General features: G+C 58.5%; 9 protein-coding genes. 3 read left to right on the plus strand and 6 right to left on the minus strand.

The window, feature by feature from the left end:
• Nucleotides 1-82: 82 nt before the first annotated feature.
• The 4 genes from HMPREF2562_RS09885 to HMPREF2562_RS09900 form a co-directional block, all read right to left on the minus strand.
• Nucleotides 83-1,255, minus strand: a complete 1,173-nt coding sequence (locus HMPREF2562_RS09885; protein ID WP_048732793.1) for an alpha/beta hydrolase — start codon at nt 1,253-1,255, stop codon at nt 83-85.
• A gap of 142 nt (nt 1,256-1,397) precedes the next feature.
• The gene (glpK, locus tag HMPREF2562_RS09890; RefSeq protein ID WP_048732791.1) at nt 1,398-2,954 is read right to left on the minus strand and encodes a glycerol kinase GlpK; all 1,557 of its coding nucleotides are present in this window, start codon (nt 2,952-2,954) and stop codon (nt 1,398-1,400) included.
• An 84-nt stretch (nt 2,955-3,038) separates the two neighbouring features.
• A complete protein-coding gene (locus tag HMPREF2562_RS09895) occupies nt 3,039-3,788 on the minus strand; it encodes an MIP/aquaporin family protein (protein WP_172954626.1) in 750 nt (249 codons plus the stop codon).
• 241 nt (nt 3,789-4,029) lie between these two features.
• Nucleotides 4,030-5,766 (minus strand): glycerol-3-phosphate dehydrogenase/oxidase, encoded by a 1,737-nt coding sequence (locus HMPREF2562_RS09900; protein ID WP_016421655.1) that lies wholly within the window; start codon nt 5,764-5,766, stop codon nt 4,030-4,032.
• Between the two features lie 441 nt (nt 5,767-6,207).
• Here HMPREF2562_RS09900 and HMPREF2562_RS09905 point away from each other — a divergent pair, with 441 nt between their 5' ends.
• Both HMPREF2562_RS09905 and HMPREF2562_RS09910 read left to right on the plus strand, forming a co-directional pair.
• Nucleotides 6,208-7,857, plus strand: coding sequence for a 1-acyl-sn-glycerol-3-phosphate acyltransferase (locus tag HMPREF2562_RS09905; RefSeq protein WP_070549940.1), 1,650 nt, complete (start codon nt 6,208-6,210; stop codon nt 7,855-7,857).
• 6 nt (nt 7,858-7,863) lie between these two features.
• Nucleotides 7,864-8,697: a Cof-type HAD-IIB family hydrolase gene (locus HMPREF2562_RS09910; protein WP_070549941.1), complete on the plus strand. Its 834-nt coding sequence runs from the start codon at nt 7,864-7,866 to the stop codon at nt 8,695-8,697.
• A 52-nt stretch (nt 8,698-8,749) separates the two neighbouring features.
• Here HMPREF2562_RS09910 and HMPREF2562_RS09915 read toward each other — a convergent pair whose 3' ends face one another.
• Nucleotides 8,750-11,155: an N-acetylmuramoyl-L-alanine amidase gene (locus HMPREF2562_RS09915; protein ID WP_049190953.1), complete on the minus strand. Its 2,406-nt coding sequence runs from the start codon at nt 11,153-11,155 to the stop codon at nt 8,750-8,752.
• An 85-nt stretch (nt 11,156-11,240) separates the two neighbouring features.
• The gene (locus tag HMPREF2562_RS09920; RefSeq protein ID WP_049190956.1) at nt 11,241-12,746 is read right to left on the minus strand and encodes an N-acetylmuramoyl-L-alanine amidase; all 1,506 of its coding nucleotides are present in this window, start codon (nt 12,744-12,746) and stop codon (nt 11,241-11,243) included.
• A 329-nt stretch (nt 12,747-13,075) separates the two neighbouring features.
• Here HMPREF2562_RS09920 and glf point away from each other — a divergent pair, with 329 nt between their 5' ends.
• On the plus strand, nt 13,076-14,272 hold the full coding sequence (glf, locus tag HMPREF2562_RS09925; RefSeq protein WP_049171857.1) for a UDP-galactopyranose mutase: 1,197 nt from the start codon (nt 13,076-13,078) through the stop codon (nt 14,270-14,272).
• The last annotated feature ends 12 nt before the right edge of the window (nt 14,273-14,284 follow it).

Raw genomic sequence — 14,284 nt, forward strand, 5'->3', positions numbered from 1 at the left:
AATCGCCCCTCATTCCACCGGGTTAGCTCTATGGAGAACTCGTAACTGCTAGGAAGCGGTTCGGTTCCTATTTAGCGTTCAATTAGATACGCGCATCAAGCCAGGCAATAGCCGTCGCAATGGCCTCGTGCTGTGCCGGCTCGTTGAAGGTCTCGTGGAACTGGCCTTCGAACTCGATCAGCTGCTTGTCGGTGGACGAGATGCCGTTGTACCAGTCGCGCGAGAAGAACGGCGGCACAATCTCATCCTGGCCGCCCATCATGACCAGGGTCGGCTCAACAAAGTCGACGGAGTTGGTGCCGTTGTAGGTGGCGGCAAAAGCCATCTGCTGAGCCATGCCGAGCGAGAGCTTGGAGTTGTTGTACGGATCAGTTTCGTACTCATCACGCACTGCCTGCGAAGAAGAGGTCTTCGAACCCAGCGGGTTGCCAAGCTGAATCAAGTCGCTGCCGGGTAGTGATGGCACGCGCATCTCGGTGCGGTTCGGCACTTCCTTGAGCATGCGAGTGTTGAATGTGGTCATGTCCTGGAATGGCAGGCGCTGGTAAATCGTCGGCTGCGCCTCGCGCTGGACATCGGTCATGGCCTCTGGGGTGATGGTTTCGCCCTCGTCCGTGCCACCGTAGGGGTTGAAAAGAGCGCCACCACCGTTGGCGACAATGCCATCGACACTGCCCGGGTACTTGATGCCGTGGAAGTCCACGGCAAGGCCGCCCATGGAGTGGCCGAGCAGGAAGGTCTTCGTGCTCGGGTTCTCCGCCTTGGCCTTTTCGACGAGCATGTGCAGGTCATCGACAAGCGAGTGGAAATCATCAATATGGCCACGGGCAACTGGGGTTCCTTCGACCTGGCCCGAGTGGCCGTGCCCACGGTGGTCAATGCGGTAAACGTTGTAGCCGGCGTTCAGCAGCTTGCCGGTTACCCACTCGTAGCGACCCAGGTGTTCTGCAGCGCCATGCACGACGACGACAGTGGCTTTGGCATTCGGGATGGTGTTGGACTTCCAGTAAATCTGGGTGCCCTTGCCATCCTGTGAGGTCATGTAGCCGTCGGTGACCGTAACGTGGCGTCCGTCAACCGTAGTGGTTGGTGCCGGGGTGGTGGGCAGCTCGACCATTGCAGTGGACTGCGGGTCGGGAGTTGGTTCCAGCGGGTTCTTGATGAAGTCCGTTGGGGCTGCTGATGCTGCCGGGGTGGCCAGGGCCAAAGTCAGGGCGGTGGTCACACTCGCAGTGAAAATTGATGCGCGACGCATGATTGCTCTTTTCTGTTTTCAATCGAGGAGTGGATGATAGTTATAATAATTTTATTATAACAAACAAGCCCTGAATTTATAATAAAAATAGCCCGGAAAACCGAATAGGTTTTCCGGGCTATTTTTCGGCTCTTACGAGGACTTATTCAGGCTTCGGTGCCTCCTCAGCATCCGTATCCTCGACCCAACCATAGGTGCGCTCAACGGCACGGTTCCACTGGTGGAACAGGCGATCGCGCTCTTCGGCCTCCATCTTCGGACGCCACTTCTTGTCAATCGTGATGTGAGCCTTGACCTCATCCAGGTTCGACCAGAAGCCAATGCCAAGGCCCGCAGCGTATGCCGCACCAAGGGCCGTGGTTTCAATGTTGTTCGGGCGTGTGACAGCGACATTCAGGATGTCGGACTGGAACTGCATGAGGAACTCGTTCATGGTCATGCCACCATCAACGCTCAGCGTTGTGATGTCCGTGTCGGATTCTGCGACCATGGCGTCGAGGACCTCGCGGGTCTGGTACGCAGCAGCCTCCAGCACAGCACGGGCAATGTGGTTTCGGTTGACGAAACGGGTCAAACCGACGATGACGCCACGAGCGTCCGGCTGCCAACGAGGAGCAAAAAGACCGGAGAAGGCCGGCACGATGTACACGCCGCCGTTATCCTTGACGCTCTTTGCCTTGTTCTCAATGGATGCCGCATTCGGAATCATCTGCAGCTCGTCACGCAGCCACTGAACAAGTGCGCCGCCCATGGAGACGGAGCCCTCGAGCGCGTAGACCGGCTTCTCTCCCTCGACCTGGTAGCAGACGGTGGAGATGAGTCCGTGGTCAGACCACTTCGGCTTCTCACCAGTATTCATTAGCATGAACAGCCCAGTGCCGTAGGTGTTCTTGGTGTCGCCCTCGCCGAAGCAGCCCTGGCCGAACATGGCGGCCTGCTGGTCGCCGAGGATGCCAGTAATCGGTCGCTCCGCAAGAGAACCGCGGGCGCGGATACGGCCGAAGTCGCCTACCGACGGTCGGATGTCAGGCAGCATCGACATCGGAATGCCAATTTCACGGCAAATGTCCTCATCCCACTCGAGGGTCTTGAGGTCCATCAGGAGAGTACGGGAGGCGTTGGTGACGTCGGTTGCGTGAACTGCGTCTTCGCCGTTGTCGCCCTCTGCACCACCGGTGAGATTCCACAGCAGCCAAGTATCGATGGTGCCGAAGAGTAGATCGCCAGCCTCAGCCTTTTCGCGAGCTCCCTCGACGTTGTCGAGAATCCAGCGCACCTTCGGGCCAGCTGGGTAGGAGTTGATACGTAGGCCCGTGGTCTCACGCCAGCGGTCAGCGCCTTCATCCCCCATGAGTTCCTTGCAGATCTCATTCGTGCGGGTGTCCTGCCAGACGATGGCATTGTAGACCGGTTCACCAGTGTTCTTGTCCCAGACGACAGTGGTTTCACGCTGGTTGGTGATACCGATGGCATCAATATCCTGGGAAGCAATGTCGACATCGGCGAGAGCTTCGCTGACTACTCGACGAGTGTTGGTCCAAATCTCCTGAGCGTCGTGCTCGACCCAGCCCTCTTCCGGGAAAATCTGCTTGTGTTCCATCTGTGCAACAGTGACGATTTCTGCGTCATGGTTGAAGATGATGCAGCGGGTGGAAGTAGTTCCCTGGTCAATGGCGAGGACGTATTTGCTGTGCGTCATGGGGGATACTCCTAGCGAAATTGTGTGTAAATGTGAGTGTTCAGGCTTGCGATATTTTATTGTGCGATATCTCTCATATTCCCGTTATCCGATGGCAAAGGCAAGAGCGCCTGCAGCCACGGCTGCCAGCATCGGTGCGACAATCGGAACCCATGCATAGGCCCAGTTCGCATCGCCCTTGCCCTTAATCGGGAGCACGAAAGCGTAGGCCAAACGCGGGCCGAGGTCACGAACAGGGTTGATGGCGTATCCGGTCGGGGAACCAAGGGAAAGACCAATCGACACAATGATGAACGAGACACCGAAGTAGGTCAGCGGGCCAAGTTCGCCGCCGGCTGGGCCGAACAGGATGAATGCGAGCAGAACGAAGGTCGCGATGAACTCGGTGACGGCATTCCAAAAGTTATTTGGGTGAACCGGCGCGGTGAAGAAGTTGCCGCCAGTTTCGGCATTCGCATTGGTTGGGTTGCCGTTTTCGTCGACACCATTGGCGTCGAACAGCTGCTTAAAAGCGGCCCATGCCAGGATTGCACCTACGAATGCGCCCAACAGCTGACCTGCGACATAGTAAGGGACCAGGCTCCAGGCCAGGCTGCCCTTGATTGCTAGGGCAACGGTTACCGCTGGGTTCAAGTGGCCACCGGATACGTCGGCAATCGATGCGCCAGCGAAAACTGCCATACCCCAACCGAAGGCGATGCCCATCCAGCCAGCGTTTGCTGCGCGAGTAGTCCGGAGGTTGATAGAGGCACAGACTCCGTTACCGAGCAGAATTAGAATGGCGGTTCCGAAAAACTCCCAGAGGAATGCCTGGGATCCTGTGATTGTCTCCATGAGATGTGAAACTCTCTGTGCGTCGTGACCGGGAAAGGCCACGAGGAATCGTGCAACGTAAACTTTTAGGTATAAGAAATGCCGGCGAGAACTGATTCTTTTCGCCGGCACTTTTATTTCGAGCCCATTAGCCCCTTGAAGTGCAAAGCCGTTTTCCCAAGAGGGAAAGCTATTTCGTTATGGCTACAGCGTTGGTGGCCATCTAAGAACTAACTAGTACGGCCACCGGGGGAGGGGCAAACTAGCGGTCGAGGCTGACATCGACGTCCGCGCGAGTCTCCACTGCATGAGCAGCAATCTCGTTAGCGGCCTTGTCAGTCAGCTCACGTTCAGCTGCCAGAGTTGCTTCGACACGCTCGATGAAGACCTTAATCTCCTTCTCCATCGTGTCCTTGTCCCAACCCAGAGCTGGGGCAACCAGTTCAGCGGTGGCCCGGGCGCTGTCGACACCGCGGTGTGCGTACTCCATGGAGACACGCAGGCGGCGCTCCAGGATGTCGTCGAGGTGCATTGCGCCTTCGTGAGTCACGGCGTAGAGAACCTCAGCGCGCATGTACTGCTCAGCAGCCTCCAGCGGCTCGAGCAGGGACTTGTCCTCGGCTGTCGGAGCCAGAACCTCGTAGATGAGGGAGCCGTAACGGTTGAGCAGGTGCTCGACCTGCTTCTCGGTGATACCGAACTGCTTGGCCAGGGCTGGCTTCTGGTTGTTCAGTGCGTGGTAGCCGTCAGCGCCGAGCAGCGGGACATCTGCAGTGACGGACTCCGGTACCTTGCGGGGGACGTCCTGGACTGCAGCGTCGATGGTGTCAGCACCGATGACGCGGTAGGTGGTGTACTTACCGCCTGCGACGGAAACCATGCCCGGGGCAACGTGGGCAACAGCGTGGTTGCGGGAGAGGTTGGTGGTGGAGTCGGAGTCGCCTTCCACCAGTGGCCGCAGACCCGAGTAGACACCGACGATGTCGTCGTAAGTAATTGGACGGCGAACCTTGGCGTTGACGTGATCGAGGATGTAGTCGATGTCAGCGCGGGTAGCTGCCGGGTTGGCCAAATTCATGGTCCAGTCGGTGTCGGTGGTACCGATAATCCAGTATTCACCCCACGGGATAACGAACAGGACGGACTTCTCGGTCACGAAGGTCATTGCCACCGAGCCCTCAAGAGCGGACTTCGGAATAACAATGTGGACACCCTTGGAGGTGTGGACGCGGAACTTGCCCGTGACGCCAGCCAGCTTCTCAATCTCATCGGACCAAATACCGGTGGCATTGACGAAAACGCTGCCGCGGATGGTGGTGGTGGCGCCGGTGTCGGTGTCAAGGAGCTTCGCGCCGACGATGCGCTCGCCTTCCTTCACGAAGTCGACAACCTGAGTGGAGGTGCGGACATCAGCGCCGAAGTGAGCAGCGGTGCGCAGGACAGTCATGGTGTGACGGGCATCGTCAACCAGGGTGTCGTAGTAGCGAACGCCGCCAACCACGGCATCTTCCTTCAGGCCCGGAGCCTGCTTCAGGGTTCCCTTGCGGGAGTAGTGCTTCTGCATTGGAACCTGCTTGGCGCCACCCATGACGTCGTAAAGGAAGAAGCCCGATGCCATGAACGGGCGCTCCCACACGCGGTGGGTCAGCGGGAAGACGAAGCGCAGTGGCTTAACCAGGTGCGGTGCCAGGTGCGACATGGACAGTTCGCGCTCGCGCAGGGATTCAGCTACCAGGCGGAAGTCCAACATCTGCAGGTAGCGCAGACCGCCGTGGAACATCTTGGAGGAGCGGCTGGAGGTACCGCCTGCGAAGTCACGAGTTTCAATGACCGCAGTCTTCAAACCACGGGTTGCGGCATCGAGTGCAGCGCCAGCGCCTACAGAACCGCCGCCGATAATGACGACGTCGTATTGCTCGGTACCGAATTTCTCCCAGGTCTTTTCATGCTGTTCCTTATTTAGAACTGCAGATGGGGCGAGAGATGAAGAGGACGACATTTTCCAATCCTTCCCGGTGGGGGCGTTGATTTTTCGTCGAAGAGAATTTCTCGGCTCACGGCTCAGGTTACCAAAACTCGGCTTACTTGTGAGCGCCAACCTACGGTTACGTAGATATAAATAATGGGGCAAAAAGTCACGAAAATCGCGCCAGTAATGTTGTCCGATTTTCCGCAGGTAGATGGCTATGTTAATAGAGGTTTTCCACTTTTAGACTGAAAGTCGGCTGGCAATGAACCCCCCCATAATGGGGGTATCAAAGATGGCTGATGGGTGGGCAATGGGTGCACGGCGGGCGTGTGGCGTATTTGAGAGGCGATGACTGGAACTGCGCTCGCATTTACACATGAATATGAGCCTGTAACGACATTTATTCACGAGTCTCAGATACCAGTACATATTGCCCCGCTAAGGGGTGCGAAAGATTGTAGAGTAAAGGCCATGTTCAAGGATCCTGTGTACTTAACGATTATCGGATTGGCGCGCACCGTCTTCTTTGCCCAAGGTTTGAAGTTCACCGTTAAGGGCTGGGAAAACGTGCCGAAAGACTCTGGCGCCGTTCTCGTTACTAACCACACCGGATACATGGACTTCACCTATGTCGGTCTTCCATTCCGCAAGCATCGTCGTTTTGTCCGTTTTATGGCGAAGAAGGAAGTTTTCGACCATTCGATTGCAGGCCCAATCATGCGTGCTTGTAAGCACATTCCGGTCGACCGCACCGACGGCTCCAAGTCTTTCGAAGAGGCCTGCGCAAAGCTGGAAAACGACGAGTTGGTAGGCATCTTCCCGGAGTCGACTATCTCGCGCAGCTTTGAAGTCAAGAATCTGAAGTCGGGTGCGGTGCGTATGGCGCAGCGCACCGGCAAGCCCATCATCCCAGTGCTGATTGTGGGATCCCAGCGCGTGTGGACGAAGGGGCACCCCAAGCATCTCGGCCGCAGCAATACTCCGATTCATATTACGGTTTTGCCGCCGTGGACCCCGGAGGGCGATCCGGCAGAAGCCACCGAAAAGCTACACGAAATCATGGATCAGGGTGTCCGTCAGCTCTGGGACGAGTATGCAGCTGAAGAAGGTCCCCTGCCGAAGGGCGCCTACTGGGTACCGGCTCGCCTTGGCGGCGGCGCACCGACTTTCGAAGAGGCCCAGGCAGAGGACCTGAAAGTCGAAGAAGAGCGTCAGCGTATCCGTCATTTGCGCGGTGACCTGGCCGTATTCAAGGAAAAGCTAGCCGAGTCGGCACGTGAATTCGGCGATAGTGCGCGTGAGTTCGGCGATCAGACCAGGCAGCAGTTCCTCGATGCCTCGCAAACGATGAGCGCGGAGTCTGCTCGCCGAAGGGAACAGACGACCGCCTTGTTGGCGCAGTTCCGTCAGTCTGTGGAACAGATGGCTGATGATGTTGTCGCCGGTGCTAAGGAGAGCAAGGAGTCCGTGCGTACGGCCACGGATTCGATGCGCGTGACCTTCCGCGAAGCGTACGTGCAACTAGAGAAGGCCTCCGCCTCCGGTGTCGAACAGACGCAGCAGACCGTTTACCGTCTTATCGGCCAGTCGATGATGATCCGCGACAAGCTTCCACAGCGCTTGAACAGGCTTATCACCGCTCAGCCGGAGACGTTCATCTTCGATTACCCCGCATCGCTTGCCGACGACGCGGGCAATACCAGCGAAGAAAACATGAAGGCCTTGCAGCAGCTCGGCGATGCCGGAGCCACAATCGTTGTTCTGCACGAACCGGGAGATAAGCCGAATCTATCGGCTTTGGAGTCGGTTGACCTGCAGGTCGTGGAACTCCCGGAGGGCGCCAGCAAACTGGACGTCACAAATGCGGTGGTTAGCACGCTGCGCAAGCAGGCTCGCAAGGAAGAAACCGCGATTCTTTTCGCCGGTCGCTCGAACTTTGAGGAAGCCACACAGCGTGTCGGCATGCCGGTAGTTACGGCCGATGCGGACTGGTCCCTGCTGAAGAACGCGGACTGGGTAATTGACACTGTCGAGCATGGGGGAGTAGCCGCAACGCTGCAGTTGTTGCACGACCGGTTCTGCGATGACGGTGAAGATGACAACAGCGAGGACGGCAAGTAGTTCGAAGTGACCGAGAGACTACACCCACTACTCGTAGCTTCGGATATTGACGGGACGTTCATCGACTCGCGGGAGCGGGTAACTCCCCGCCTGCGACAGGCCGTCACGCGAATGCTACGCCGCGGAACCCCGTTGGTGCTGGCCACGGGAAGGCCGGCTCGGTGGTTGCAACCAGTGCTCGAGCAGCTGCCGGTTCAGCCGTTGTGCGTGTGTGCCAATGGCGCCGTGATTTACGACTCCGGCCGTGATGAAGTGGTTGCCGCCAACACACTGAAGCCGGAGACGCTGCGATACGTCGTCAAGCATGCGCGCGAAGCGGCGCGATCCATCGGTGGAATCGGCATTGCGGCAGAGCGCGCTGGGACGTCGGCGAATGATGCCATCGATGAGCTTTTTGTGGTGGCGCCGTCCTATGACCATGCGTGGGAATCGGATGAGCACGGTGAGCTTGCTGAAGAGGCCGTGTTGTCAGAACCCGCGACGAAACTCTTGCTGCGAAACTCAGATGTGAACAGTGCCCAGCTATATGAGCTGGTCGCTTCCGCAATTGACGCGAGCTTGGCGCACGTGACCTACTCCATGCCGGACGGGCTTTTGGAAGTGTCCGCGCCGGGCGTGACTAAGCGCGCCGGGTTGGAATACGTATCTGAACTGGTCGGAGCGACCGCGAAAGATGTGGTCTGCTTCGGTGACATGCCGAACGATATCGAGATGCTGTCGTGGGCGGGCACGGGTGTGGCCATGGGCAATGCGGCTGACAACGTCAAGGAGATTGCAGACGAAATCACCGCCACCAATGATGATGACGGTGTTGCTCGTGTGCTGGAGCGCTGGTTCTAGCTAGCCTCGAGGTTTTCCCGCGCCAGCTAGCTCACCCAGCGCTCGACAGCGTTTACTTCAGCTCGGTCTTGACTTCGCCGGTGGTGCGGTCGAAGGTGATTGAACCGTTCTGGAACTCAGCGCGCTCGATGTTTCCATCGACCACCTGGGTCTTCGTCGGGGCACCCAGCTTGCCGACCTCGAAGCCCTGGCGGGCCCACTCATCAGCAATCTTGCCCCAGATAGCGTGCGCGCCGGTGGTGTCGGAGTCGGTGATTACGCCGTTGGAGAACTTCACGTAGCGCAGGGCATCGGCCTGGCCAGCATTGTTCGCTACGGTAGAACCGCTCTGGATACCGGACATTGCGTAACCGAGAACGGAGCCCATTTCCTCGGAGACTTGGCGCCATTCGGCAGCCAGGTCGTTCTGCTCATTGATAGTGATAATCTGGTCAATCAGGACCGGCAGGTCAGCAATCGATGGGCCGTTTTCAATCGAGCGTCCAACGGCACCCAGAATCGCATCGGCGGTCTGTCCGAGCCCCGGTGCGCCGAGCATGCCCAGCGCCGAGGCCAGCATCGAACGTGCACCCGAGACTGTCTCCAGAGCTTGTGCCTTTTGCTGCTCGTCGGATGCGCTCGGCGAGGAGGAGTTGCTCTGCTCGCTTGCCGACGGTGCGGAGGAGTCAGCCGTAGCAGTGTCACCGGTGTTCGTGGCGTCGGTTGGCTCCGAGGTATTCGAAGTACCCGAGGTGGTCGAGTCGGAGCTCGACGTTGTCGAAGAAGTGGTGCTCGATGCGCTCGAGGACTTCTCGGAGGACGAGGTCGTGGACGTACCCGTGGATGCCGAGGTGGTCGAAGTGGTCGAGGTCGACGTGCTCGACTGCGAGTCTGTGTCCTCGGCGGTCTTATCGTCCTTTTCATCCTGCGGAACGAGGAGGTCGATCAAGCCGTCAGGGCCCTCATTATCAATCTTTCCGCTGGTGAGAGAGTTGTACTTCTTCTCGGCAATCGAGCGGATCTTGCTCATCTGCGTGTAGCCAGCATCACCTGGGCAGGTGGTGTTACCAACGTCGCGGTGTGCGAAGATTGTCGGCAGAGTGACCTGCTTACCGTATCCGTACTTGGAGTAGCTGGTGCCACCCGAAGTCATCTGGATCTGGCCGGTCGGCTTGATGCCGGCGACCTTCAGGCGCCAACCGATCATATTGCCCACCGAGTTCAGTGCAGCCTCACTGGGAGCAACCGAAGAGTAGTTACCCATCATGGAGATGCCGAAAGTGCCGGTGTTGAAGCCACCTGCGTGTGCGCCCTGGACATTCTTATCCAGCCCACCGTAGCGGCCCTCGTAGATGTTGCCGTACTTGTCGACAAGGGCGTTGTATCCGATGTCGCACCAGCCCAGAGTCTGTGCGTGGTACTGGTAGATGCCGCGGACGATACCAGCGGACTGGCTCTCGGAGTAGTTGTTTGAACCGGCGGTGTGGTGCACGGTGGCACCGACAAGCTTGCTGTCGTAGTCCGCGCCCTTACAGCGGTTATTCTCGTTGGCGCCCCAGCCGGCACGGGTAATGACCTTCGGCATGCCCGTGACATTCTTGGCATCCACAATTGGGTCGATGCCGGATGCAGCAGCCTGGCCGTCGATTAGCACTGCGTCGACCTGGTCGATCGGCAGTTCATCGGCGACCGGCTCGATGTCCGTCCACTTCACTGGGAGGTTCGGCGAGTCCAGATTTGCAGCGTCGTTAGCGTTCGGAGCAGTCGGGTCATCGAGTGCGTCCCCAGGAGCTGCATCCGGAGTCTGCTGGTAGTCGGAAGCGGCCTCGGCGACATCCTTGGCCGCATCCGTAGCGGAATCCTTTGCATCCTCCACGGCCTTCTTGGCGCCCTCGGCATTAATCTCGTCGAGGTTGAGCTTGGACAAATCCAGCTTCTCAGCGCCCTTGATGTCCTTCAGATCCACGCCGGAACCCGGACCGAAGATGTTAAGTCCGTGGGTGGAAACCTGAACGCGCTTGGTTGGCTCGATGTAGATGAGCTCCGTTCCGTTCAGGCCGTTGCCATTGCCTTCAGCGGGGTAGTCCGGGTCAACGCTGAACCAGTCGGACCAGGAGCCGTCTGCTCGCTCGGCGCGGACGAAGCTGGCGATATCAGGGTCACCGGCCCACGTCAGCGCAAACTGGGAAAACTCAGTATCGGAGGTAATTTCCTTGACGACACCGCGGTTGGGATGAGCTTCGTCGGCAAGCGACTGCGTTGCGATTGCTGCATCTTCGACGAGAACGGAGACGCTGTCTGCAAGCGACTTGCTCTGGACAACCGGGTCGATGGGGCCGGCGCCGTTTTCCTCAATGAGGTCATAAGCGGCACCTGCGCCGACAACGGCAACGGGTGTCAGGGCAAGGGTCGCCACGGCAGCGAGTACCAAGGATTGCTTGGCACCTGCGCGGCGATTGATGCGGCGGCGACTAAACACGGTAATAACTCCTGGGTGATTGCGAAAATCTGGTGTTACACCACAAATGTGATGTGGTTATGCCTGGATTAGATAAGCGGGGGGGTTAGTTCTGAGGTGCGAACCAGGTCTGCGTAGCTTCGGCAGGGTTGGTTGGCAGGGATTCAGTTAGAAACTCACCAACAACCTCGCCTGGCGTGGGCGTTTCCACGTTTCCGAGGGAACCGCCGTTGTCGCCCGACTCGCCGGTGCCCGGAATCGGCGGAATGCTGGCGGCCTCTCCGTCCTGGTTGTTCGGATCCGTCGAGCGGCCGGCGATATCCGCTCCACCGGCACCATCAAACTTGGCTTTGGCTGCAGCGCGGATGGCATCCATCTGCTGGTAGCCGAAGGTGCCCGGGCAGGAGGTGTAGCCGGTGTCGCGGTGACCGAAGATGGCCGGGAGGTTCACGGTCTGGCCGGAGCTGTAGCGTGCCTTCGAGTAGCCGGCGCTGGTCAGTGCGGCGGTGGACATCGGATCGACGCCACCGACCTTCATGCGCCAGCCGACCATCTCGCCGAGTGCGGTGACGGCCGCATCCGGAATCTCCAGCTGGTCGTGGTTGCCCATCACCGAGATACCGAAGGTGCCGTTGTTGAAGCCACCTGCGTGTGCGCCCTCGATGTTCTTGTCCAGGCCGCCGTAGCGGCCCTCGTAGATGTTGCCGTACTTATCGACCAGCGCGTTGTAGCCAATATCGCCCCAGCCCAGCGTATTTGCGTGGTAGGCATAAATGCCACGGACAATGGCTGGTCCCTGGGACTCTGAGTAGTTATTGGAACCCGCGGTGTGGTGGATGCACGCGCCCTTGAAAGTGCTGTAGGAGCTCGAACCGCTGCGGATGGACTCATCTGCGCCCCACGCTGCACGGCTGATTACATTTGGCGCGCCGGCAATCGACGACTCGTACGCAACTGGCTGAATAACCTCGCCGACCTGCTCTACGCCGTCGATGAAAACTGCCTGGACAGCGTTGAGGGACAATGCGGCCGTAGCGCTGACGAGGTCCTGCAGGGAATCGCCGATAGTGGCGGGGTCAAGGTTGTCGATACCAATGATGTTGCGGGGATCCAGGCCTTCGAGGAGGTTCAGGCCGACAGTCGACACCTGCACGCGACGGGTGGGCTCAACGAACAGCAGCTCGGTGCCGGACTGCCCGGAGTTATTCATCGGACCGTGTGAATCAGCGTGGAACCACGGGCCAAAGCTGCCGTCTTCGCGCTCGGCGCGAACGTAGAGCTGCAGATTGTCATCGCCCGGCCAGGTCAGGGCGAACTGGGAGAACGGTTCGTCGCGGGTGATGTCCTTCACGAATCCGCGAAGCGGGTGCAGGGCATCGGTAATGGCATGCGTGCCGACGGCTGCGTCGTCAATCATCATCGTGACAGCGTCAACCAGCGGCGATGTTGAGATCTTGGCCGCGATGGGGCCTACGCCTGGGCTTTCAACCAGAGTAGGGGCCTGGCGAATACCCCATGTTGCTAGCGGAGCTGCGGCAGTAGTAGCTGCCAGTCCATAGAGGAAGGTGCGACGGCCCATCGACGGGGCATTGATGCGACGGCGAGTTGGCACGGTAAAAGCTCCAAAAAAATGGGGTACAGGGTTATCGACCCGAGGTCTACCCGGGGTCGAAGGGAAGGAAAGTTGCAAAGCAACAGAAAATTCTGAGGAGGATGTTACCAGTGTGACTAAAAAAATCTAGTGAGACATCTGTGTTTCCTCGTTAATTTTGGGAAAATTATCAAATAATGTGACCAAACGAACGTTGGGCTGGGCTCACGTGGACGTCGTAAAGCCCGCGTGTACACCCGCAAACCGGATGGAAATGCAATAGGTTTTAAGGCGTGAGTAGCGAAAAGAACACCACTGCCAATGAATTTGCTCCGAAGTCCCTACAGGACATCAAGGACAACACCTACGACCTCATCGTGGTCGGTTCGGGTTTCTTCGGTTTGACCGTTGCTGAGCGGACCGCCACTGAGCTGGGTAAGCGCGTGCTCGTTGTCGAACGCCGCAACCACATCGGCGGCAACGCCTACTCGGAGGCAGAGCCGGAGACTGGCATCGAGGTGCACAAGTACGGTGCGCACCTGTTCCATACCTCTAATAAGAGGGTGTGGGACTACGTCAACCAGTTCACTGACTTCACCGACTACCAGCACCGCGTGTTCGCTATGTACAAGGGCACCGCATACCAGTTCCCGATGGGGCTGGGGCTGATCAACCAGTTCTTCGGCAAGTACTACAGCCCGGACGAGGCTCGTCAGCTGATTAAGGACCAGACCGATGGCCTGGATCCACGTGACGCGAAGAACCTTGAGGAAAAGGCCATCTCCCTGATTGGCCGCCCGCTGTACGAGGCCTTTGTCAAGCACTACACCGCCAAGCAGTGGCAGACCGACCCGAAGAACCTGCCGGCTGGCAACATCACCCGCCTGCCAGTTCGCTACACCTTTAATAACCGCTACTTCAACGACACCTACGAAGGTCTGCCTGTCGACGGCTACACCGCCTGGCTGGAAAACATGGTGACCTCCGACAAGATTGACGTCGTTGTCGATGCCGACTGGTTCGAGGTGCGCGACGAACTGCGCGCTGTATCCCCGGACGCCCCGGTCGTCTACACCGGCCCGCTGGACCGCTACTTCGACTACGCAGAGGGCAAGCTGGGTTGGCGCACGCTGGACTTCGAGATGGAGGTTGTCAACACCGGCGATTTCCAGGGCACTCCAGTGATGAACTACAACGATGCGGATGTGCCGTACACCCGTATCCACGAGTTCCGCCACTTCCACCCGGAGCGCGATTACGTCAAGGACAAGACAGTAATTGTTAAGGAATACTCCCGCTTCGCCGACGATGACGACGAGGTGTACTACCCGATCAACACTCCGGAAGACCGCGAGATGCTGGAGGCCTACCGCAAGCTCGCTGCAGCAGAAGCGCAGGAGAACAAGGTTCTCTTCGGTGGTCGTCTGGGCACCTACCAATACCTGGACATGCACATGGCAATCGGTTCTGCACTGTCGATGTTCGACAACAAGATTGCGCCGTTCTTCAACGACGGCGAAGCAATCGAGCAGGAGCGCGGGCACTAATTTGCCGCTTCC

The organism is Corynebacterium sp. HMSC077G07, from assembly GCF_001809225.1.
Taxonomy (GTDB): Bacteria; Actinomycetota; Actinomycetes; order Mycobacteriales; family Mycobacteriaceae; genus Corynebacterium; species Corynebacterium jeikeium_D.